Annotated in this window: 1 protein-coding gene (running past one end of the window); it reads left to right on the top strand. The window is 70.7% G+C overall.

Annotated features, from left to right (window positions below; genetic code table 11):
* Positions 1-25,412: the 3' portion of a non-ribosomal peptide synthase/polyketide synthase gene (locus ACX9TP_RS13270; protein WP_482980083.1), read on the top strand. It extends 7,549 nt beyond the left edge of the window; the window shows 25,412 of its 32,961 coding nt (coding positions 7,550-32,961); its start codon lies off the left edge, out of view; its stop codon occupies positions 25,410-25,412.

The following is a 25,412-nucleotide window of genomic DNA, read 5'->3' as shown; positions in this document are numbered from 1 at the left end:
CTCCGGGCGTCATCGGTGAGCTTCTCATCGGCGGCGACGGCCTCGCCCGTGGCTATGTCGGCCAGCCTGCTCTCACCGCCGAGCGCTTCGTCCCCAACCCCTTCTCCTCCTCTCCCGGCGCCCGCCTCTACCGCACCGGAGATTTGGCCCGCTGGCGGCAGGACGGCGTGTTGGAGTTCCTCGGCCGCGCCGACGCGCAGGTGAAGGTGCGTGGCTACCGCATCGAGCTGGCCGAAGTCGAAGCCGCCCTGCTCGCCTTCCCCGACGTGCGCGAGGCCGTCGTCGTGGCCCGCGAGGACTCGCCCGGCGACAAGCGCCTCGTCGGCTACGTCGTCGCGCCCGCGTCCCTGGACATGGGCGGCCTGCGCTCGGCCCTCAAGGAAGCACTGCCCGAGTACATGGTGCCCTCCGTCCTCACCCGGCTGGAGGCACTCCCCCTCACCGCCAACGGCAAGGTGGACCGCAAGGCACTGCCAGCCCCCTCGGCCTTCCAGGACCGCGTCCCCACCCGCGCGCCCCGCACCGACTGCGAGCGCGAACTGGCCACGCTCTGGGCCCGCGTCCTCCACCTGGACACCGTGGGCGCGGAGGACAACTTCTTCGAGCTGGGCGGCCACTCGCTGACGGCCACCCAGGTGCTCTCGCGCATCCGTCAGCACTTCGGCGTGGAGCTGTCCTTCCGCGACTTCTTCGCCGCACCCACCATCGCGGCTCTGGCCGAACGCATTGAGGCGCAGGCCGGCACGCGGGCCTCCACCTCCCAGCCCCTGCTCCGTCCTCGGAAGGACGGCGGGCCCCTGCCGCTCTCCTTCGCGCAGCAGCGCCTGTGGTTCTTCGCGAAGCTCGACCCCGAGAGCGCCGCCTACAACCTCCCCTTCGCCGTGCGCCTGGAAGGCGCGCTCGACGTGCCCGCGCTCGCCACCAGCCTGCGGGAGCTCCTCCAGCGTCACGAGTCCCTGCGCACCACCTTCCACGAGCACGAGCACCAGCCCGTGCAGGTCATCGACGCCGGGGCCGTGCTGCCCGCGGGCTTCGTGGACCTGGAGGCCCTGCCCGAGGACGAGCGCGAAGCCTCGCTCCAGCGCGCCCTCGAATACGAGGCCGGCCAGCCCTTCAACCTGGAGACGGGCCCGCTCTGGCGCGTGCTCCTGGTGCGTCTGTCGGCGGAGCAGCACGTCCTGCTGCTCACCCTGCACCATGTCATCGCGGACGGCTGGTCCATGGGCGTGCTCGTCCAGGAGCTGGCCACGCTGTACACGGCCCACTCCGAGGGCCGGCCCGCGCGCCTGGAGCCACTGCCGGTGCAGTACGCCGACTTCGCGCTCTGGCAGCGCGACTGGCTGCGTGACGAGGCACTGGATGCCCAGCTCGGCTGGTGGCGCCAGCAACTCCAGGGCGCCCCCAGGGCCCTGGCCCTGCCCACCGACAAGCCACGTCCCACGACGCAGTCGACTCGCGGTGCCGGGCACCCGTTCCATTTCCCCCGTGAGCTGTCGGATGCGCTCGACGCGCTCTGCCGCCAGGAGGGCGCCACGCCCTCCATGGTGGTGCTCGCCGCCTTCCAGGCGTTGCTGGCCCGCTACTCCGGCCAGGACGACGTCAGCGTCGGCATGCCCATCGCCGGCCGCACGCACGCGGAGCTGGAGGGGCTCATCGGCTTCTTCGTCAACACGCTGGTGCTGCGCACGAAGCTGGACGGAGACCCCAGCTTCCGCACGCTGCTCGGCCGCGTGCGCGACATGATGCTCGGCGCGTATGCCCACCAGGACGTCCCCTTCGAGAAGCTGGTGGAAGCCCTGCGCCCCGAGCGCGAGGCCGGACGCCCCCCGCTCTTCCAGGTCATGCTCGCGTTCCAGAACGCGCCCATGCCGGAGATGATGGGCGCGGGGCTGAAGCTGAGCCCGCTCACGGCCGAGCACCGCACCGCGAAGTTCGACCTCACCCTGGCCCTCACCGACCGGGGCGAGGGGCTGAAGGGGCAGCTCGAGTACAGCACCGACCTGTTCAACGCCGCGACGGCGGCGCGGATGGTGGGGCACCTGAGAGCGCTGCTGGAGTCGGCGCTGGCGAATCCGGACCGCCCACTCTCCACGGTGTCCTTCCTCACCGAAGACGAGCGACAGTTGCTGTTCCACGCCTGGAAGCAGCCGGACGCCGCTGCGGACGCCAGCCTGCACCGGCTCGTCCAGGCGCAGGCGAGTCTCACGCCCGACGCGGTGGCCGCGGAGCATGATGGCCAGACGCTCACCTGGCGCGAGCTTCACCAGCGCGCCCGCGAGGTCCACCGGGGCCTGCGCGCGCGCGGACTCGCGGAGCTGCCCGAGCCGCCTCCGCTCGTACCCGTGCCGCGCATGGGGCCACTGCCTCTCTCCTTCGCGCAGCAGCGGCTGTGGTTCATCGACCAGCTCGAACCCGGCACGCCCGCGTACAACATTCCCATCGGCGTGCGCCTGGAGGGCGCGCTCCACGTGGACGCACTCCAGCGCGCCCTCACCGAGCTGGTGCGCCGCCACGAGTCGCTTCGCACCACGTTCCGCGAGCACGAGGGCCAGCCCGTCCAGCACATCGCCCCGGCGTTCGAGCTGCCGCTGCCCATGGTGGACCTGAGTGCCCACGGTGCGTCCGCATCCGATGAGGCGAAGCGACTGCTGGCACGTGAAAGCGCCCACCGCTTCGACCTGACCACCGGCCCGCTGCTGCACACCCTGCTGCTGCGGCTGGCCCCGACCGAGCACGTGTTGGTGCTCAACCTGCACCACATCGTCTCGGACGGCTGGTCCATGGGCGTGCTGGTGCGCGAGGTGGCCGCGCTCTACGTCGCCTTCCGCCACGGCCGGCCCTCACCGCTGCCCGAGCTGCCCGTGCAGTACGCCGACTACGCCGTCTGGCAGCGCCAGTGGCTCCAGGTGGAGGTGCTCGAAGCGCAGCTCGGCTACTGGCGCCGCCACCTCTCGGGCGCCGCGACGCTGCAACTGTCCACCGACAAGCCCCGCCCACCGGTGCAGTCCTTCCGTGGCGACCAGCTTCCCGTCCACCTGCCGCGAGCCCTGGCCCAGACGCTCAAGGCACTCTGTCAGCGCGAGGGCGTCACCCCGTTCATGCTGCTGCTGGCCGCATGGCAGGCCCTGCTCGCGCGCTACTCGGGACAGGAGGACATCAGCGTCGGCTCGCCCATCGCCGGCCGTCAGCGTGGGGAGACGGAGGGCCTCATCGGCTTCTTCGTCAACACGCTGGTGCTGCGTACCCAGGTGCGCGGCGACGCTTCCTTCCGCCACCTGCTCCAGCAGGTGAGGGAGACAGCCCTGGGTGCCTACGCCCACCAGGACGTGCCCTTCGAGCGACTGGTGGAGGAGCTGCGCCCCGAGCGCGACAGGAGTCGCGCCCCGCTCTTCCAGGTCCTCTTCGCCCTGCAGAACGCGCAGGCCAGCGGCACCGCGCAGCCGGGCGCCTCCGAGCTCAACCTGCATCCGCTGGAGGTGGAAGGCCGCGCCGTCAAGTTCGACCTGGAGCTGGGCCTGACGGACTCCCCGGAGGGCTATCAGGGCTCGCTGGGCTACAACATCGACCTGTTCGAGCCGACGACCATCGGCCGGATGGCGGAGCACTTCCGCACGCTCGTGGAAGCGCTCGTGGCCCGGCCCGAGGCCCCCCTCGCCTCCGTGTCCATGCTGTCCGAGGCCGAGCGGCGGCAGGTGCTGGTGGAGTGGAACGACACCACCACTGAGTACCCGCGCGCCTCCACCCTGCCCGAGGTCTTCTCGCAGGTGGTCGCCCGTCATGCCGACAAGGTCGCCGTCGAGTTCGGTGAGGAGAAGCTCACCTACCGGCAGCTCGATGCGCGTGCCAACCAGCTCGCGCACCATCTGCGCGGCCTGGGTGTGTCCACCGACTCGCGCGTGGCCATTGCCCTGGACCGTTCGCTGGAGCTGATTGTCTCCCTCCTCGCCATCCTCAAGGCCGGTGGCGCCTACGTCCCGCTGGACCCGAGCTACCCGCGTGAGCGCCTCGCCGCCATGGTGGAGGACGCTCGCCCCACCGTGCTCATCACCTCGCGGGAGCTGCTCGCGAAGCTGCCGGTGGAAGGCCTGTCCACCGTCGTGCTGGGAGAAGTGTCTCTGGAGTCCCAGCCCACGTCGGCACCGCCCTCGGCCGCGCTGCCCCAGAGCCTGGCGTACATCGACTTCACCTCCGGCTCCACCGGCCGCCCCAAGGGCGTCGGCACTCCGCAGGCCGCCGTGCTGCGCACCGTCTTCGGCAACGACTACGCGCACCTGGGCCCGGACGAAACCTTCCTCCTGCTCGCCCCCATCTCCTTCGATGCCTCCACCCTGGAGCTGTGGGGGCCGCTGCTCCATGGCGCGCGGCTCGTCGTCTTCCCGCCCCACTCGCCTTCTGACTTGAAGGAGCTGGAGTCGGTGCTGGTGAAGCACGGCGTGACGACGCTCCACCTCACCGCCGGCCTCTTCACCCAGGTGGTGGACCACAACCTCGCCGCGCTGAGGAACGTGAAGCAGCTCCTCACGGGTGGTGACGTGGTGAGTGCCCCCCACGTCCGGCGAGTGGTGGAAGGAATGTTCATTCCGGTGACGGCCTGCTACGGCCCCACCGAGAGCACCCTCTTCGCGTCCACCCATCGGATGACCTCGGCGGAGCAGGTGGGCACCTCCGTGCCCATTGGCCGGCCCATCGGGAACACGCGCGTGTATCTGCTGGATGCCTCCAGCCAGCCGGTGCCCGTGGGCGTCGTGGGTGAGCTGTTCATCGGCGGCGACGGCGTGGCCCGCGGCTATGTCGGCCAGCCCGCGCTCACCGCCGAGCGCTTCGTCCCCGACGCCTTCTCCGGCATCCCCGGCACCCGCCTCTACCGCACGGGCGACCTGGCTCGCTGGCGCAATGACGGCGTGCTGGAGTTCCTCGGCCGCGCCGATGCCCAGGTGAAGGTGCGCGGCTACCGCATCGAGCTGGCCGAAGTCGAAGCCGCACTGATTGCTTTCCCCGAGGTGGTCCAGGCCGTGGCCCTGGTGCGTGAAGACGTGCCCGGCGACAAACGCCTCGTCGGCTACATCGCCGCGCCCGAGTCCCTCGACCTCGCCGCGCTGCGCACCGCCCTCAAGCAGCGGCTGCCCGAGTACATGGTGCCCTCCGCCCTCGTGCGCCTGGATGCCCTGCCCCTCACCGCCAACGCCAAGGTGGACCGCAGGGCACTTCCCCCGCCGGACGCCGCGCTGACCTCCACCGAGGACTTCGTCGCCCCGCGCACGCCCACCGAGGAGAAGCTGGCGGAGTTGTTCGCCGCCGTCCTCCGGCTGCCCAGGGTCAGCGCCACCGGCAACTTCTTCGAGCTGGGCGGCCACTCCCTGCTGGCCACGCAGCTCATCTCCCGCATCCGCTCCACTCTGGGCATCGAGCTCCCCCTTCGGGCCCTCTTCGAGGCGTCCTCCGTCGCCGCCCTCGCCCAGCGCATCAGCGCATCGGAGGCCTCTACCCAGGGAGCGGCACCTCCGCTCGTCCCGGTGCCGCGCGCGGACCAGCTGCCGCTGTCCTTCGCCCAGCAGCGCCTGTGGTTCATCGACCAGCTCGAGCCGGGCAGCGCCTCCTACAACATGCCCACCTTCGTGCGCCTGGAGGGCACACTCGACACGGACGCCCTGCGCCGCGCCCTGGCGGAGCTGGCTCACCGCCACGAGGCCCTGCGCACCACCTTCACCCAGCAGGAAGGGCAGCCCTTCCAGCGCATCTCCCCTCACGGTGAGCTGCCGCTGGAGCTCATGGACCTCAGCGGCCTGGAGCCCCAGGCCGCCCGTGCCGAGCTGAAGCGACGGCTGCGCGAGGAGGCACTGCGCCCCTTCAACCTCGCCACCGGTCCGCTGATCCGTGCGGGGTTGCTGAAGCTGGGCGACGCCGAGCACGTGCTCGCCCTCAACATGCACCACATCGTCTCGGACGGCTGGTCCATGGGCGTGCTGGTGCGCGAAGTCGCCGCCCTCTACGACGCCTTCTCGCAAGGTCGACCTTCGCCGCTCCCGCCGCTGCCCATCCAGTACGCCGACTACGCTGCCTGGCAGCGCCAGTGGCTCCAGGGCACGGTGCTGGAGGCGCAGCTCGGCTACTGGAAGCAGCACCTCTCGGGCGCCTCGACCCTGGAGTTGCCCACCGACAAGCCTCGCCCGCCCGTCCAGACGTTCAACGGTGCGCACCTGCCGGTGGTCCTGTCGCGCTCCGCGTCCGAGGCGCTCAAGGCGCTCTGTCAGAGAGAGGGCGCCACGCCGTTCATGGTCCTGCTGGGCGCCGTCCAGGTGCTCCTCTCCCGCTACTCCGGCCAGCGGGACATCTCCGTCGGCTCGCCCATCGCGGGCCGTCAGCGCGGCGAACTGGAAGGCCTCATCGGCTTCTTCGTCAACACGCTGGTGCTGCGCTCCCAGGTGGAGGACGCCGCCTCCTTCGTCCACCAGCTGCGACAGGTGAAGGAGTCCTCGCTGGGCGCCTTCGCTCATCAGGACGTGCCTTTCGAGCGACTGGTGGAGGAACTGCAGCCCACGCGCGACATGAGCCGCAGTCCGCTCTTCCAGGTCATCTTCGCCCTGCAGAACGCACCCTTGCCCACGCTGAGCAAGCAGGGCCTGGCGCTGAGCGCAGTGGAGGTGGATGACCCCACCGCCAAGTTCGAGCTGCAGCTCAACCTCTCGGAGTCCCCAGAGGGCTACCGGGGCACGCTGAGCTACAACACCGACCTCTTCGAGCCCACCACCGCGCTGCGCATGGTGAGCCACTTCCAGGTGCTGGTGGAGTCCCTGGTCGTCCGGCCCGAAGAACCCATCTCCTCCGTCTCCATGCTGTCGCAGATGGAGCGCCAGCAGGTGCTGCGAGACTGGAGCGCCAGGTCCTCCGACTTCCCACGAGAGGCCACGCTGCCCGAGGTCTTCGCGCAGGCCGTGGCCCGCTACCCGGACCATGTCGCCGTGGAGTTCGGCGACTCACGCCTCACCTACCGCCAGCTCGACGAGCGCTCCAATCAGCTCGCGCACCACCTGCGCCGCCTGGGAGTCGGCGTGGATACCTGCGTCGCGCTCGCCGTGGAGCGCTCGCTGGAGCTCATCGTCTCCCTCGTCGCCATCCTCAAGGCCGGCGGCGCCTACGTCCCCCTGGACCCGTCCTACCCGCGTGAGCGTCTGGCCGGCATGGTGGAGGACACCGCTCCCCAGGCCCTCATCACCACGCGCGCCTTCCTCTCCAAGCTGCCTGCTGACGGACTCTCCACCGTCGTGTTGGACGACGCCGCCCTCGCTTCCGAGCCGACGCATGCGCCGTCGCCGGTAGCCCTGCCCGACTCGCTCGCCTATGTGGACTTCACCTCCGGCTCCACCGGCCGCCCCAAGGGCGTGGGCTCCACCCACCGCGGCGTGCTGCGCACCCTCCTCGGCGTCGACTACGCACGCTTCGGGCCCGAGGAAGTCCTCCTCCAGTTCGCTCCCATCCACTTCGACGCCTCCACCTTCGAAATCTGGGGCGCGCTGCTGCACGGTGCGCGACTCGTCGTCATGCCTCCCCAGGCCGCGTCCCTGGAGGAACTGGGCCGTGTCATCCAGTCCTCGGGCGTCACCACGCTGTGGGCCACCATCGGCCTGTTCACCCAGCTGGTGGACAACCCTCCTCCAGGGCTGAGCACGGTGAAGCACGTCATGACAGGCGGCGACGTGGTGTCGCCCGCCCACGTGCGCCGCGCCGTGGATGACCTGCGCATCCCCGTCACCGCCTTCTACGGCCCCACCGAGACCACCGTCTTCGCCACCTCCTACCCGGTGACTCGCGCCGAGCAGGTGGGCACCTCCGTGCCCATCGGCCGCCCCATCAGTGGCACCCGGCTGTACGTGCTGGACGCTCACGGCCAGCCCGTTCCCGTCGGCGTCACCGGCGAGCTGTTCATCGGCGGCGACGGCGTGGCCCGAGGCTATGTCGGCCAGCCCGCGCTCACTGCCGAGCGCTTCATCCCTGACGCCTTCGGCAGCGAGCCCGGCTCCCGCCTCTACCGCACCGGCGACCTGGTCCGCTGGCGGGGTGACGGCACGCTGGACTTCGTCGGCCGCGCCGATGCCCAGGTGAAGCTGCGTGGCTTCCGCATCGAGCTGGGCGAAGTCGAAACCGCCCTCCGGGCACTCCCCCTGGTGCGCGAGGCCGTGGCCCTGGTGCGCGAGGACGTGCCCGGCGACAAACGCCTCGTCGGCTACATCGCCGCGCCCGAGTCCCTCGACCTCGCCGCGCTGCGCACCGCCCTCAAGCAGCGGCTGCCCGAGTACATGGTGCCCTCCGCCCTCGTGCGCCTGGACGCCCTGCCCCTCACCGCCAACGCCAAGGTCGACCGCAGGGCACTTCCCCCGCCGGACGCCGCGCTGACCTCCGCCGAGGACTTCGTCGCCCCGCGCACGCCCACCGAGGAGAAGCTGGCGGAACTCTTCGCGGCCGTCCTGCGCGTGCCCCAGGTGAGCGTCACCGGCAACTTCTTCGAGCTGGGCGGCCACTCCCTGCTCGCCACGCAGCTCATCTCCCGCATCCGCTCCACTCTGGGCATCGAGCTCCCTCTACGGGCCCTCTTCGAGGCGCCTACCGTCGCCGCCCTCGCCCAGCGCATCAGCACCGCGGGAGCCCGTCACCACAGGACAGCGCCGCCGCTCATCCCCGTGCCGCGCACTGGTGAGCTCCCGCTGTCCTTCGCCCAGCAGCGCCTGTGGTTCATCGACCAGCTCGAGCCAGGCAGCGCCACCTACAGCATTCCTTCCGTCGTCCGCATGAAGGGGACGCTCGACGCGGACGCCCTGCGCCGTGCCCTGGCGGAGCTGGCTCACCGCCACGAGGCCCTGCGCACCACCTTCACCCAGCAGGAAGGGCAGCCCTTCCAGCTCATCGCTCCTCACGGGGAGTTGCCGCTGGAGATCGTGGACCTCAGCGGCCTGGAGCCCCAGGCCGCACACGCCGAGCTGGAGCGACGGCTGCGCGCCGAGCTCCTCCGCCCCTTCAACCTCGCCACCGGTCCGCTGGTGCGCGCGCAGTTGCTGAAGCTGGGCTCCACCGAGCACGTGTTCGCGCTGAACATGCACCACATCGTCTCGGACGGCTGGTCCATGGGCGTGCTGGTGCGCGAAGTCGCCGCCCTCTACGGGGCGTTCTCCCAGGGCAGGCCTTCGCCGCTCCCGCCGCTGCCCATCCAATACGCCGACTACGCCGCCTGGCAGCGCCAGTGGCTGCAAGGCGCCGTGCTGGAAGAGCAGCTCGGCTACTGGAAGCAGCACCTCGCCGGCGTCGCAACCCTGGAGCTGCCCACCGACAGACCCCGCCCGCCAGTCCAGACCTTCAACGGCGCCTACGTGCCGGTGACCCTGTCGCGCTCCACCTCCGAGGGACTCAAGGCGCTCTGTCAGCGCGAGGAGGCCACGCCCTTCATGGCCCTGCTCGCCCTCTGGCAGGTGCTGCTGGCCCGCTACTCCGGCCAGGACGACATCTCCGTCGGCTCACCCATCGCCGGCCGCACTCGCGGGGAGACGGAAGGCCTCATCGGCTTCTTCGTCAACACGCTGGTGCTGCGCTCCCAGGTGGACGCACGCGTTACCTTCCGAGAGCTGCTCGCGAAGGTGCGCGCCACCACGCTCGGCGCTTACGAGCACCAGGACGTCCCCTTCGAGAAGCTCGTCGAGGAGCTGCGCCCCGAGCGCAGCCTCAGTCACTCGCCCCTCTTCCAGGTGATGCTCGTCCTGCAGAACGCTCCGACGACCACCCTGGAGGTGCAGGGTAGTGCGGAGAACGGACGCACGCCTCTGCGCCTGGAGCCTTTCGAGTCCGGCGCGCAGGCCACCAAGTTCGACCTGACGCTGTCCCTCGGAGAAACGCCGGAAGGACTGTCCGGCACGCTCAGGTACCGCACGGACCTCTTCGACCAGGGCACCATCGCCCGCATGGTGGAGCACTTCTCCACCCTGGTGCAGGCCGCCGTGTCCGCACCGGAAACGCGCGTGGGCGAGCTGCCGCTGCTGTCCGCGGCCGAGCGCACCCTGCTGCTCGAGTCCTTCAACGCCACCGCGACGGGGCCCGCGCCTCACCTGTCCGTGCCCGCCCTCTTCGAGGCCCAGGCCGCGCTTCACCCCTCTCGGCCCGCCGTGGCTTGCGAGGGCGACGTCCTCACCTACGCGCAGCTCAATGCCCGCGCCAACCAACTCGCCTGGCACCTGCGCTCACTCGGCGTCGGCGCCGACTCCTGCGTCGCACTCTGCCTCGAGCGCGGCGTGGACATGGTGGTTGCACTGCTCGCCGTCTGGAAGGCCGGCGGCGCCTACGTCCCGCTGGACTCGGCCCAGCCCGCGCTGCGCCTCCAGTCGCTGGTGCAGGAAGTGGCCGCCCCCGTGGTGGTGACGCATGCGCGGCATGCCGCCTCCTTCTCCGCCCTGCCCGTCGCCGTGGTGCGCCTGGACGAGGACGCCTCCCTGCTGGAGCGGCTGAGCACCGAAGCGCCCTCCTGCGCGCCGCACCCGGAACACCTCGCCTACGTCCTCTTCACCTCCGGCAGCACTGGCAGGCCCAAGGGTGTCGCCGTCGCCCATGGCCACCTGCTCACCTACGTCCACTCCGTCACCGAGAGACTCGGCCTCGCTGACTGCTCCAGCTTCGCCCTCGTCTCCACCTTCGCTGCGGACCTGGGCAACACCGTCCTCTTCCCCGCCCTGTGCACTGGTGGCCTCCTCCACGTCCTCACCCAGGAGCGTGTCGGCAGTCCCTCCGCAGTCGTCGAGTACTTCGCGCGTCACCCCATCGACTGCGTCAAAATCGTCCCCTCCCACCTGGCCGCGCTGCTGACGGCGGCGGAGCCCCACCTCGTGCTGCCTCGCAAGCGCCTGGTGCTCGGCGGCGAGTCCTCCACACCCGCTCTGCTCCAGACGGTGCGCTCGCTGGCGCCCGAGTGCGAAATCCACAACCACTACGGCCCCACCGAGACGACCGTCGGCGTCCTCGCCGGTCGGCTGGAAGCGCCCGCGGCTGGCGTGACTCCGGCCTCGGCGCCGCTGGGCCGGCCCCTGGCCCACACGCGCCTGTACGTCCTGGACGAGGCCCTGCAGCCCGTACCCCTCGGCGTGCCTGGAGAGCTCTACGTCGGCGGCGCCCAGGTGACTCGCGGCTACCTGCACCGGCCCGAGTTGACTGCCGAGCGCTACCTCCCCGACGCCTTCTCCCCCCTCCCCGGCGCCCGCATGTACCGCACCGGAGACCGCGTGCGCTGGCTCGCCGACGGCCGCGTCGACTTCCTCGGCCGCGCCGACTTCCAGGTGAAGGTGCGTGGCTTCCGCGTCGAGCCCGCCGAAGTCGCCTCCGTCCTGCGCGAGCACCCCTCCGTCCACGAAGCCCTCGTCGTCGCTCGCGAGGACGTGCCCGGTGACAAGCGCCTGGTCGCCTACGTCACTCCCGCTTCCGGCCCTCGCCCCGAGGCAGAGCTCCTGCGCTCCTTCCTCCAGCAGCGCCTGCCCGCGTACATGGTGCCCTCCGCCTTCGTCGTCCTGGAGGCCCTCCCTCTCACTCCCAACGGCAAGGTGGACCGCAAGGCCCTCCCCGCTCCGGATGCCTCCGCGCCGCGGGACAGCTACCTCGCCCCTCGCTCCCCAGTCGAAGAGCAGCTCGCCTCCCTCTGGGCCGACGTCCTCCGCCTGCCTCGCGTGGGTGCCACCGACAACTTCTTCGAGCTGGGCGGCCACTCCCTGCTGGCCACGCAGCTCGTCTCCCGCATCCGCGCCTCCTTCGGCGTGGAGCTGCCCCTGCGCGCCCTCTTCGAAGCCCCGACTCTGGAGGCACTCGCCACGCGCATCGAGTCCGCCCGGATGGCGGGACTTCCCAGCCAGGCCCCCGGCCTCGTCGCCCTGGCGCGCGAGGGCGCTCTGCCCGTCTCCTTCGCCCAGCAGCGGCTGTGGCTCATCGACCAGCTCCAGCCCGGCAGCCCCGCCTACAACATGCCCGTCTTCGTGCGCATGGACGGCCTGCTCGACCTGGCGGCTCTCCAGCGTAGCTTCGACGAGCTGGTGCACCGCCACGAAGCCCTGCGCACCTCCTTCACCCAGCAGGAGGGCCAGCCCTTCCAGCTCATCGCTCCTCGCGGTGAGCTGCCGCTGCAGTTCGTGGACCTCAGTGCCCTGGAGCCCCAGGCCGCTCGCGCCGAGCTGGAGCGACGCCTGCGCGAGGAGGCCCTGCGCCCCTTCAACCTCGCCACCGGTCCGCTGGTGCGCGCGGGGTTGCTGAAGCTGGGCCCCACCGAGCACGTGCTCGCCCTCAACATGCACCACGTCGTCTCGGACGGCTGGTCCATGGGCGTGCTGGTACGTGAAGTCGCCGCCCTCTACGAGGCCTTCTCGCAAGGCAGGCCCTCGCCGCTGCCGCCGCTGCCCATCCAGTACGTCGACTACGCCGCCTGGCAGCGCCAGTGGCTTCAGGGCGCGGTGCTGGAGGAGCAACTCAACTACTGGAAGCAGCACCTCTCGGGCGCCTCCACCCTGGAGCTGCCCACCGACAAGCCTCGCCCGCCCGTCCAGACGTTCAACGGCGCGGACGTGCCCGTTTCGCTCTCGCTCGCCGCCTCCGAGCAGCTCAAGGCCCTCTGCCAGCAGGAGGGCGCCACGCCCTTCATGGCCCTGCTCGCCGCCTTCCAGGTGCTCCTCTCCCGCTACTCCGGCCAGCGGGACATCTCCGTCGGCTCGCCCATCGCGGGACGCAACCGGGGTGAGCTGGAAGGCCTTATCGGCTTCTTCGTCAACACGCTGGTACTGCGCTCCCAGGTGGAGGACGCCGCTTCCTTCGTCCATCTGCTGCGGCAGGTGAAGGAGTCCTCACTGGGCGCCTACGCCCATCAGGACGTCCCCTTCGAGCGACTGGTGGAGGAGCTCCAGTCCACGCGTGACCTGAGCCGCAGCCCGCTCTTCCAGGTCATCTTCTCCTTGCGGAACACGCCCACGGCGTCGGCCCAGGGCAGGGGGCTGGCGCTGCGCCCGCTGGAAGTCGACAACCCCTCCATCAAGTTCGAGCTCCAGCTCACCCTGGCGGAGTCCGCGAGCGGCTACCAGGGGGTGCTGGGCTACAACACCGACCTGTTCGAGCACGCCACCGCGCTGCGCATGGCGAGCCACTTCCAGAGCCTGGTGGAAGCGCTCGTGGCCCGGCCCGAGGCATCTCTCGGCTCGTTCTCCCTGCTGTCCACCATGGAGCGTCAACAGGTGCTGGTGGAGTGGAACGCCACCGCCACCGAGTACCCGCGCGAATCCACCCTGCCCGAGGTCTTCTCGCAGGTGGTCGCCCGTCATGCCGACAAGGTCGCCGTCGAGTTCGGTGACTCCAAGCTCACCTACCGGCAGCTCGACGTGCGCGCCAACCAGCTTGCGCACCATCTGCGCGGCCTGGGCGTGTCCACCGACTCGCGCGTGGCCATTGCCCTGGAGCGCTCGCTGGAGCTGATTGTCTCCCTCCTCGCCATCCTCAAGGCCGGCGGCGCCTACGTCCCGCTGGACCCGAGCTACCCGCGTGAGCGCCTCGCCGCCATGGTGGAGGACGCGCGTCCCGGCGTCCTTGTGACTTCGCGCGAGCTGCTGGCGAAGCTGCCGGTGGAAGGCCTGTCCGCCGTCGTGCTGGGAGAGGTGTCCCTGGAGTCCCAGCCCACTTCGGCACCGCCTTCGGCCGCGCTGCCCCAGAGCCTGGCGTACATCGACTTCACCTCCGGCTCCACCGGCCGCCCCAAGGGCGTCGGCACGCCCCAGGCCGCCGTGCTGCGCACCGTCTTCGGCAACGACTACGCGCACCTCGGCCCGGATGAGACCTTCCTCCTCATCGCGCCCGTCTCCTTCGACGCCTCCACCCTGGAGCTGTGGGGGCCGCTGCTCCATGGTGCCCGCCTCGTCGTCTTCCCGCCCCACTCTCCTTCCGACTTGAAGGAGCTGGAGTCGGTGCTGGTGAAGCACGGCGTCACGACGCTCCATCTCACCGCCGGCCTCTTCACCCAGGTGGTGGACCACAACTTCCCCGCCCTTCGTGGCGTGAAGCAGTTGCTCACCGGTGGTGACGTCGTCAGCGCACCGCACGTGCGCCGTGTCTTGGAGGAGCTGCACATCCCGGTGACGGCCTGCTACGGCCCCACCGAAACCACTCTCTTCGCCTCCACCCACCGCATGACTTCGGTGGAGCACGTCGGCTCCTCCGTCCCCATCGGCCGTCCCATCGGCAATACGCAGGTGTACCTGCTGGATACCTCCGGGCAGCCGGTGCCCGCTGGCGTCGTGGGGGAGTTGTTCATCGGCGGCGACGGCGTGGCCCGCGGCTACGTCGGCCAGCCCGCCCTCACCGCAGAGCGCTTCGTCCCAGACTCCTTCTCCGGCACGCCCGGCGCCCGCCTCTACCGCACCGGCGACCTCGCCCGCTGGCGGGGTGACGGCGTGCTGGAGTTCCTCGGTCGCGCAGACGCGCAGGTGAAGGTGCGCGGCTACCGCATCGAGTTGGCCGAAGTCGAAGCCGCGCTGCTCGCCTTCCCGGACGTGGCCCAGGCCGTGGCCCTGGTGCGTGAGGACGTCCCCGGCGACAAGCGCCTCGTCGGCTACGTCGCCGCTCCCGAGTCCCTCGACACGGCTGAGTTGCGTGCCGCCCTCAAGCAGCGGCTGCCCGAGTACATGGTGCCCTCCGCCCTCGTGCGCCTGGACGCCCTGCCCCTCACCTCCAACGCCAAGGTCGACCGCAAGGCACTACCCCCTCCCGACTCGGCGCTGATGTCTTCCGCCGAGGCGTACGTGGCGCCGCGCAACGCCACCGAGGAGAAGCTGGCGGAGCTCTTCGCGGCCGTCCTGCGCGTGCCCCAGGTGAGCGTCACCGGCAACTTCTTCGAGCTGGGCGGCCACTCCCTGCTGGCCACTCAGGTCATCTCCCGCATCCGCTCCCAGCTCAGCGTGGAGCTGCCCCTGCGCGCCCTCTTCGAGGCGCCCACTGTCGCCGCCCTCGCCCAGCGCATCGAGGCCGCCCGGCAGTCCATCGCTGGCCCCCAGGCGCCCGCCATCGTCGCCGTGCCGCGTAACGGGCCGCTGCCGCTCTCCTTCGCCCAGCAGCGCCTGTGGTTCATCGACCAGCTCCAGCCCGGCAGCGCCTCCTACAACATGCCCACCTTCGTGCGCATGGAGGGGACGCTCGACGTCGAAGCCCTGCGCCGCGGCTTCGACGCGCTGGCGCACCGGCATGAAGCCCTGCGCACCACCTTCACCCAACAGGAGGGACAGCCCCTCCAGCTCATCTCCCCCGTGGGCCAGCTGCCTCTGGAGGTGACGGACCTCAGCGGTCTGGAGCCCTCCGCCGCCCGCGCCGAGCTGGAACGCCGCCTGCGCGAGGAGCTGCTGACGCCCTTCAACCTCTCCACCGGTCCGTTGATGCGCGCCCGACTGCTGAAGCTGGGGCCCACGGACCACGTGCTCGCACTGAACATGCACCACATCGTCTCGGACGGCTGGTCCATGGGCGTGCTGGTGCGTGAAGTCGCGGCCCTCTACGACGCCTTCTCACAGGGCCGGCCCTCTCCCCTGCCGCCGCTGCCGCTCCAGTACGCGGATTACGCCGTCTGGCAGCGCCAGTGGCTGCAGGGCGCGGTGCTGGACGAGCAGCTCGGCTGGTGGCGCAAGCAGCTCTCCGGCCTCTCGACGCTGGAGCTGCCCACCGACAAGCCCCGTCCTCCCGTGCAGACCTTCCGGGGAGCGGACGTGCCCGTGGTGCTGTCGCGAGCCGCTTCGGAGAAGCTCAAGGCGCTATGTCAGCAGGAGGGCCTCACGCCCTTCATGGCACTGCTCGCCGCCTTCCAGGTGCTGCTGTCCCGTTACACTGGCCAGCCGGACGTCTCGGTGGGCTCGCCCATCGCGGGCCGCCAGCGTGGCGAGCTGGAGGGCCTCATCGGCATCTTCATCAACACGCTGGTGATGCGAGCCCGGGTGGACGACCAGTCCTCGTACCTGCACCTGCTGCGCGGGGTGAAGGAGACGGCGCTGGGTGCGTACGCCCACCAGGACGTGCCCTTCGAGCGGCTGGTGGAAGAGCTCCAGCCCGCTCGCGACATGAGCCGCAGCCCGCTGTTCCAGGTCCTCTTCGCCCTGCAGAACGCGCACACGGCCGCGTCAATGCAGGGCCCGGAGCAGGCTCGGAAGCCGGCACTGGCGCTGCGCCCGCTGGACGAGGTGAACAACCCCAACGTCCGGTTCGAGCTGGAGCTGAGCCTTTCTGAAACGTCCGAAGGCTTCCAGGGCCCCCTGCGGTACAACGCCGACCTGTTCGAGCCCGCCACCGCCGCGCGGATGGCCGAGCACTTCCAGGTGCTGGTGGAAGCCCTCGTCGCCCGGCCGAACGCGCCCCTGGCCACCCTCTCCATGCTCACCGAGGCGGAGCGCCGGCAGGTGCTGGTGGAGTGGAACGCCACCGCCACCGAGTACCCGCGCGCCTCCACCCTGCCCGAGGTCTTCTCGCAGGTGGTGGCCCGTCATGCCGACAAGGTCGCCGTCGAGTTCGGTGAGCAGAAGCTCACCTACCCGCAGCTCGACGCGCGCGCCAACCAGCTCGCGCACCATCTGCGCGGCCTGGGCGTGTCCACCGACTCGCGCGTGGCCATTGCCCTGGACCGCTCACTGGAGCTGATTGTCTCCCTCCTCGCCATCCTCAAGGCCGGCGGCGCCTACGTCCCGCTGGACCCGAGCTACCCGCGTGAGCGCCTCGCCGCCATGGTGGAGGACGCGCGTCCCACCGTGCTCATCACCTCGCGCGAGCTGCTCGCGAAGCTGCCTTCCGAAGGCCTGTCCACCGTCGTGCTGGGAGAAGTGTCTCTGGAGTCCCAGCCCACTTCGGCACCGCCCTCGGCCGCGCTGCCCCAGAGCCTGGCGTACATCGACTTCACCTCCGGCTCCACCGGCCGCCCCAAGGGCGTCGGCACTCCGCAGGCCGCCGTGCTGCGCACCGTCTTCGGCAACGACTACGCGCACCTGGGCCCGGACGAAACCTTCCTCCTGCTCGCCCCCATCTCCTTCGATGCCTCCACCCTGGAGCTGTGGGGGCCGCTGCTCCATGGCGCGCGGCTCGTCGTCTTCCCGCCCCACTCGCCTTCCGACTTGAAGGAGCTGGAGTCGGTGCTGGTGAAGCACGGCGTCACGACGCTCCATCTCACCGCCGGCCTCTTCACCCAGGTGGTGGACCACAACTTCCCCGCCCTTCGTGGCGTGAAGCAGTTGCTCACCGGTGGTGACGTCGTCAGCGCACCGCACGTGCGCCGTGTCTTGGAGGAGCTGCACATCCCGGTGACGGCCTGCTACGGCCCCACCGAAACCACTCTCTTCGCCTCCACCCACCGCATGACTTCGGTGGAGCACGTCGGCTCCTCCGTCCCCATCGGCCGTCCCATCGGCAATACGCAGGTGTACCTGCTGGATACCTCCGGGCAGCCCGTGCCCGCGGGCGTCGTGGGCGAGTTGTTCATCGGCGGCGACGGCGTGGCCCGCGGCTACGTCGGCCAGCCCGCCCTCACCGCAGAGCGCTTCGTCCCAGACTCCTTCTCCGGCACGCCCGGCGCCCGCCTCTACCGCACCGGCGACCTCGCCCGCTGGCGGGGTGACGGCGTGCTGGAGTTCCTCGGTCGCGCAGACGCGCAGGTGAAGGTGCGCGGCTACCGCATCGAGTTGGCCGAAGTCGAAGCCGCGCTGCTCGCCTTCCCGGACGTGGCCCAGGCCGTGGCCCTGGTGCGTGAGGACGTCCCCGGCGACAAGCGCCTCGTCGGCTACGTCGCCGCTCCCGAGTCCCTCGACACGGCTGAGTTGCGTGCCGCCCTCAAGCAGCGGTTGCCCGAGTACATGGTGCCCTCCGCCCTCGTGCGCCTGGACGCCCTGCCCCTCACCTCCAACGCCAAGGTCGACCGCAAGGCACTACCCCCTCCCGACTCGGCGCTGATGTCTTCCGCCGAGGCGTACGTCGCCCCGCGCAACGCCACCGAGGAGAAGCTGGCGGAGCTCTTCGCGGCCGTCCTGCGCGTGCCCCAGGTGAGCGTCACCGGCAACTTCTTCGAGCTGGGCGGCCACTCCCTGCTCGCCACTCAGGTCATCTCCCGCATCCGCTCCCAGCTCGGCGTGGAGCTGCCCCTACGCGCCCTCTTCGAGGCGCCCACTGTCGCCGCCCTCGCCGAGCGCATCGAGGCCACGCGCCTGATGGGTGGCTCGCTCCAGGCGCCTGCCCTCGTGCGCCGTGCCTCCTCCTCCGACGCGCTGCCCCTGTCCTTCGCGCAGCAGCGCCTGTGGTTCATCGACCAGCTCCAGCCCGGCAGCTCCGCCTACAACATGCCCTCGCCGGTGCGCCTCACCGGAGCCCTGGACCTCGCGGCCCTGGAGCGCAGCCTTGGCGCACTCGTCGAGCGTCACGAGTCGCTGCGCACCACCTTCGCCTCCAGCAATGGCGAGCCCGTGCAGGTCATCCACCCCGTCTCGGACTTCCAGCTTCCCGTCGTCGACCTGGGCGCACTGCCCACCGACGAGCGTGAGGCCGAGTCCCGCCGGCTGGCCACCGAGGAGGGTGTCCGCCCGTTCGACCTCTCCCAGGGGCCGCTGTTCCGCGCTTCGCTGCTGAGGCTGGCGCCCGACGAGCATGTGCTGCTCCTCAACCTGCACCACATCATCTCCGACGGTTGGTCTCTCAGCGTGCTCGTGCGCGAGCTGGCCGCCCTCTACAAGGACCACGCCTCGGGCCAGCAGCCCCTCCTCGCGCCGCTGCCGATTCAGTACGCCGACTACTCGGTGTGGCAGCGCAACTGGCTGAAGGGTGAAGTGCTGGAAGCGCAGCTCGGCTACTGGAAGCAGCAGCTCGGAGGCGCCCCGCAGGCACTGGAGCTGCCCACCGACAGGCCGCGCCCGCCCGTGCAGACGTTCCACGGCGCGGCGCACCCCTTCGCGCTTCCCGCGGAGCTGGGGCAGCAACTGGAGGCGCTCGCCCGCCAGCACCACGCCACCCTCTTCATGGTGCTGCTCGCCGGCTGGCAGACGCTGCTCTCCCGCTACTCGGGGCAGGACGACATCGTCGTCGGCTCACCCATCGCCGGTCGCAACCGCACGGAAACGGAGGGCCTCATCGGCTTCTTCGTCAACTCACTCGCCCTGCGCGCCCGCGTCTCCGACGAGGACACCTTCGCCTCCCTGCTTGGGCGGGTGCGTGAGTCCACGCTGGGCGCCTATGCCCACCAGGAAGTGCCCTTCGAGAAGTTGGTGGAGGTGCTCCAGCACGAGCGCGACCTGAGCCGCTCGCCGCTCTTCCAGGTCATGTTCTCGCTGCAGAACCTGCCTGACTCCTCCATCTCCCTGCCGGGCCTGAAGCTGTCCACGGTGGAGGCTCCCACCCACGTCGCCAAGTTCGAGCTGACGCTGACGATGACGGCGGGCCCGCGGGGGCTGTATGGCTCGCTGAACTACAACACCGACCTGTTCGACGCCCCCACCGTCGCACGCATGGCAGGCCACCTGCACACCCTGCTGGAGGCCATCGCCGCCAACCCCCGCCAGCGCCTGTCCGAGCTGCCACTGATGCGCGAGGACGAGCGCCGTCAGGTCGTCGAGCAGTGGAACGACACGGCCGCCCCCTTCGCGGACGGCGCACTCTTCCACGAGATGTTCGAGGCGCAGGTGCAGCGCACGCCCGACGCCGCGGCCCTCCGCTTCGGCGAGCGCACGATGAGCTACCGGGAGCTGGACGCACGGGCCAATCAGCTCGCCCATGAGCTGCGCGCCCGGGGAGTGCGCCCCGACACGCGGGTGGCGCTGTGCCTGGAGCGCTCGTTCGACGTGGTGGTGGGGCTGCTCGGCGTACTCAAGGCCGGCGGTGCCTACGTCCCCATGGACCCCGCCTACCCCCGCGAGCGCCTGGACTTCATGCTCCAGGACTGCGGCGCGTCGGTGCTCCTCACCCACTCGCACTTGTCTGTCTTCTCCGGTGACGTGCTTGCGCTCGACACCGCTGAGGCCGTCCTCTCGCGCCACCCGGTCACCGCGCCGGTACGCGTCTGCACCGCCGACGACCTGGCGTACGTCATCTACACCTCGGGCAGCACCGGCCGCCCCAAGGGCGTCATGGTGAGCCACCGCGGCGTGCCCAACCTCGCGGCGGACATCGCACGCGTCACCGGCCTGCGTGCTGGCCAGCGCGTGCTCCAGTTCGCCTCCTCCAGCTTCGACGCCGCCGTGTACGAGGTGACGCTGGCCCTGTTCCACGGCGCCACCCTGGTGATGGCGCCGCGCGAGGACCTGATGCCGGGCCAGCCACTGATGGACGTGCTGCGCGGTCAGGCCATCGACCAGGTGCTGCTGCCGCCCTCCGTCCTGGCGCTGCTGCCCACGGAGGGATTGGAGACGCTGGGCACCATTCTCTCTGGCGGCGAGGCCTGCTCGTCCGAGCTGGTGGAGAAGTGGGCTCCTGGCCGTCGGTTCTTCAATGCGTACGGCCCCACCGAGGGCACCGTCATCGCCAACATGTACCTCTGTGCCCCGGACGGGCAGCGTCCGCCCCTGGGCCGGAGCCTCGCCAACACGCGGCAATACGTCTTGGACCGCCACCTGCGCCCGGTACCCGTGGGCGTTGCTGGCGAGCTGTGCATCGGCGGCGTGGGACTGGCTCGCGGCTACCTCAACCGGCCCGAGCTGACGGCCGAGAAGTTCATTCCGGACCCGTTCGCCACCGAGCCCGGTACGCGCCTCTACCGCACGGGAGACCTCGTGCGCGCCAGGGCGGACGGCACGCTGGACTACGTCGGCCGCATCGACTTCCAGGTGAAGCTGCGCGGCTTCCGGATTGAATTGGGCGAAATCGAAGCCGTGCTGGCCTCGCACACTGGAGTGCGGCAGGCCCTGGTACTGGTGCGAGAGGACCGCCCCGGCGACAAGCGACTGGCCGCATACGTGGTGCCCGCCCAGGGCATGTCCGTCGACGTCGAGTCGCTCCGGAATGCCGCGAAGCAGCGGCTGCCCGAGCACATGGTGCCCTCCGCCTTCGCCGTGCTGGAGGCCCTGCCGCTGACGCCCAACGGCAAGGTGGACCGCAAGGCCCTGCCCGTGCCCGAAGCCCCGGCTTCCACGGTGGAGCACGTCGCCCCGCGCACGCCCACCGAGGAGCTGCTCGCGGGCCTGTGGGCCCAGGTGCTGGGTCTGGAGCGCGTGGGCGCGGAAGCGCAGTTCTTCGAGCTGGGTGGCCACTCACTGCTGGCCACGCAGGTCATCTCCCGCATCCGCTCCACCTTCGGCGTGGAACTGCCCCTGCGTGCCCTCTTCGAGGCGCCCACCGTCGCCGCGCTCGCGAGGCGGGTGGACGCAGCGGTGCACTCGCGCTCAACCCAGGCTCCGCCCCTGCTGCCCGTGCCGCGCACCGGGGAGCTGCCGCTGTCCTTCGCCCAGCAGCGGCTGTGGTTCATCGACCAGCTCCAGCCCGGCGGCTCCGCGTACAACATCCCCACCGCGCTTCGCATGCGCGGGCCGCTGGACGTGGGCGCGCTGGAGAAGGCCTTCGTTTCGCTCGCCGAGCGCCACGAGGCACTGCGCACCACCTTCGGCGTCCATGACGGCGAGCCCGTCCAGGTCATCCACCCGCTGGCGCACTTCCCGCTGCCCGTGGTGGACCTGAGCGAATTGCCCGCAGCGGAGTGCGAGGCTGAGGCCCGCCGCCTGGCAGCCCAGGAGGCCCAGCGTCCCTTCGACCTGGCGCGAGGGCCCGTCTTCCGCGCGCTGCTGCTGCGCCTGGGCGCGCAGGACCACGTCCTCATCGGGACGATGCACCACATCGTCTCCGACGGCTGGTCCATGGGCGTGCTGGTGCGCGAGCTGACCCAGCTCTACTCGGCGCACTCCAGCGGCCTTGAGGCGCGTCTGCTCGCCCTGCCGGTGCAGTACGCGGACTTCGCCGCGTGGCAGCGCTCGTGGCTGCGGGGCGAGGCACTGGAGAAGCAGCTGGAGTACTGGCGCGCGCAGCTCTCCGGTGCGGCGCCCGTACTGGAGCTGCCCACCGACAAGCCCCGTCCCGCCGTCCAGTCCCATCGCGGCGCATTGCAGCCCGTGCAGCTCCCCGCGCACGTGAGCGAGGCACTCCTGGCCCTGTGCCAGCGCGAGGGCACCACGCCCTTCATGGCGCTGCTGGCGCTCTGGCAGGTGCTGCTGGCCCGCTACTCCGGCCAGGACGACATCTCCGTCGGCTCACCCATCGCCGGCCGCACTCGCGCGGAAACGGAGGGACTCATCGGCTTCTTCGTCAACACGCTGGTGCTGCGCACCCTGGTGGACCCGCGCGCCACCTTCCGCGAGCTGCTCGCCCGCGTGCGCTCCACCACGCTTGGCGCCTACGAGCACCAGGACGTGCCCTTCGAGAAGCTCGTCGAGGAACTGCGGCCTCAGCGCAGCTTGAGCCACTCGCCTCTCTTCCAGGTGATGCTCGTCCTGCAGAACGCTCCGACGGCCACCCTGGAGGTGAAGGGCGGCACGAGGGACAGCGCCCCACTGAGCGTGGAGGCCTTCGAGTCCGGCACGCAGGCCACCAAGTTCGACCTGACGCTCTCGCTGACCCAGCGGCCCGATGGCTTCGGAGGAGTGCTGAGCTACCGCACGGACCTGTTCGAGCCGGGCACCATCGTCCGCATGGTGGAACACTTCACCACGTTGGTGCAGGCCGCCGTGTCCGCACCACAGACGCGCGTGGGTGAGTTGCCCCTGCTGCCCGCTTCCGAGCGCCAGCAGGTGCTCACGAGCTGGAACGACACGCACCAGGAACTGGGCTGGGACGGCGCGCTGCACGAGCGGTTCGAGGTGCAGGCGGCTCGTACGCCCGACGCCGTCGCGGTGCTCGATGACTCCGCTTCGCTGTCCTTCGCTCAGGTCAACCGCCGCGCCAATCAACTGGCGCATGTCCTGCGCCAGCGCGGTGTCGGCCCCGAGGTGCGCGTCGCCCTCTGCATGGAGCGCGGCGTGGACATGGTGGTCGCAGTCCTCGCCATCCTCAAGGCTGGCGGCGCCTACGTCCCCATGGACCCCGCCTATCCCCGCGAGCGCCTGGCCTTCATGCTCCAGGACTGCGGTGCTCGGCTCGCCCTCACCCAGCACCACTTGAAGCCGCGGCTCGAAGGCGCGTCCGCGGAAGCGGTGTACCTGGACGACGCTTCCTTTGCACAGACGCTCTCTCGCGAGTCCGAGGCCAACCCGCCTCGCCTCTCCTCTCCCGAGCACCTCGCCTACGTCATCTACACCTCCGGCTCCACCGGCCGCCCCAAGGGCGTCATGGTTCAGCACGCTTCCGTGATGAACCTGCGCTCAGCCCTGGCTTCGGCTGTGTATGCCGGAGCCGAGGGCGCGCTGCGCGTCAGCCTCAACGCGCCTCTCGCCTTCGACGCCTCGGTGAAGCAACTCATCCAGGTGGCCGACGGCCATGCCCTCTGCATCGTTCCCCAGGCCGCTCGCGAGGACGTCGCCCTGCTCAAGGCGTGGGTGGAGAAGCACCAGCTCGACGTCCTCGACTGCTCTCCTTCTCACCTGCGCCTGCTGCTGGAAGAGGGACTGGCCTCCTCACGCCCCTTGCGCGTGCTGGTGGGCGGAGAGGCCGTGGATGAAGCCCTCTGGGCAAAGCTGGCGGCCCACCCCTTCATCCACTGCTTCAACGTCTACGGCCCCACCGAGTGCACCGTCGACACCACCGCCCGTGCCATTCGCGGCGCCTCACGGCCCACCCTCGGCGGCCCCCTGGCCAACGTGCAGGTGTACGTCCTCGACGAGCGCATGCAGCCAGTGCCCACCGGCGCCCCTGGTGAGCTCTTCATCGGCGGCGCGGGCGTCGCTCGCGGCTACCTCGGCAGGCCCGAGCTCTCCGCCGAGAAGTTCATCCCGGACCCGTTCGGCACCACGCCCGGCGGCCGCCTCTACCGCACCGGAGACAAGGTGCGCTGGCTGGCCAATGGCGAGCTGGACTACCTGGGCCGCATCGACTTCCAGGTGAAGCTGCGCGGCTTCCGCATTGAGCTGGGCGAAATCGAAGCCGCCCTGGAGCAGGAGGCCGCCGTCAGCCGCGCCGTGGTGCTCGCGCGTGAGGACGTCCCTGGCAACGCGCGCCTCGTCGCGTACGTGGTACCCATCTCCATGGACAACACGCCGTCCACCACGGAGCTGCGCGCCGCCATCGGCAAGCACCTGCCCGATTACATGGTGCCTTCCGCCTTCGTCTTCCTACCGGCACTGCCCCTCAACACCCACGGAAAGGTCGACCGCAAGGCCCTGCCCGCTCCCGACGCTTCCGCCACGGGCGCCGCCTACGTCGCCCCGCGCACGCCCACCGAGGAGGCCGTCGCCGCCGTCTGGGCCGAGGTGCTCCACCTGGAGAAGGTCGGCGCCACCGACGACTTCTTCGCCCTCGGCGGCCACTCCCTCCTCGCCGTGCGCCTCATGGCGCGACTCCGCGAGCGCACTGGAGTTGCACTCCCCGTGTCGGCCCTCTTCCAGGGCTCCACCGTCGAGCGCCTCGCCCTTCGCCTGGAGCACCGCGACGACGCCACTCGCTCCACCTCCAACCTCTCCCGTCTGGATGGGGGCACCGCCACCGGCCGGCCGCTCTTCCTCGTCCACGGCGGCGGCGGCAGCGTGCTGGGCTACACCGAGCTCGTCCGCCACCTGGGCACCGACAGGCCCCTCTACGGCCTGTCCGCCTCTGGCCTCGATGGGGGCGAGCTGCCCCCTGCCTCCGTTGAAGCCCTCGCCCGCGACTACCTCACCCAGCTGCGCGCCGTGCAGCCCCAGGGGCCCTACCTCCTGGGAGGCTGGTCCTTCGGCGGACTCGTCGCCTACGAGATGGCCCGGCTCCTCCAGTCCTCGGGAGAGAAGGTGGAGCTGCTGGCCCTCCTGGACAGCCACGCCCCAGAGGCCCAACCCCGGCCCGAGCCGGACGCCCTCATGCAGCTGGCCGGCTTCGGCCGGGTGCTCGGGCTGCCGTGGCAGTCGCTGCCGCTGGACGTGGAGCACCTGCGGCGGCTGGACGTGCGCGGCGCGCTGGCCTACGTGCTGGAGCTGGCCCGGCGCTCTCCCTCGGGCGGGCTCGACCTGGACGTCGACGCCGCCGAGCGCCTGTTCCGTGTGTATCAGCGGCTCAGCCACGCCCAGCGAAACTACGTGCCCGCGGGGGCCTACATGGGCCCGGCCGTCCTCCTCCGGGCCGCCACGCCCCCGAGCGGGGCGCCTCGCGCACAGGACCTGGGCTGGAGCGCGTGGCTCCCAGACGCACTCACCGTGCACGAGGTTCCCGGTGACCACTTCACCTTGCTGACCGCACCCCACGTCACTTCCGTGGTGGAGCGGCTGGCCCACCACCTGCGACTGCTCGCGCAAGGCGCCGCATGA

The sequence above is a fragment of the Pyxidicoccus sp. M15 genome, from assembly GCF_056858435.1.
The sequence above is the reverse complement of the archived record's forward strand: the minus strand, read 5'-3'. Positions and strand labels throughout refer to the sequence as shown.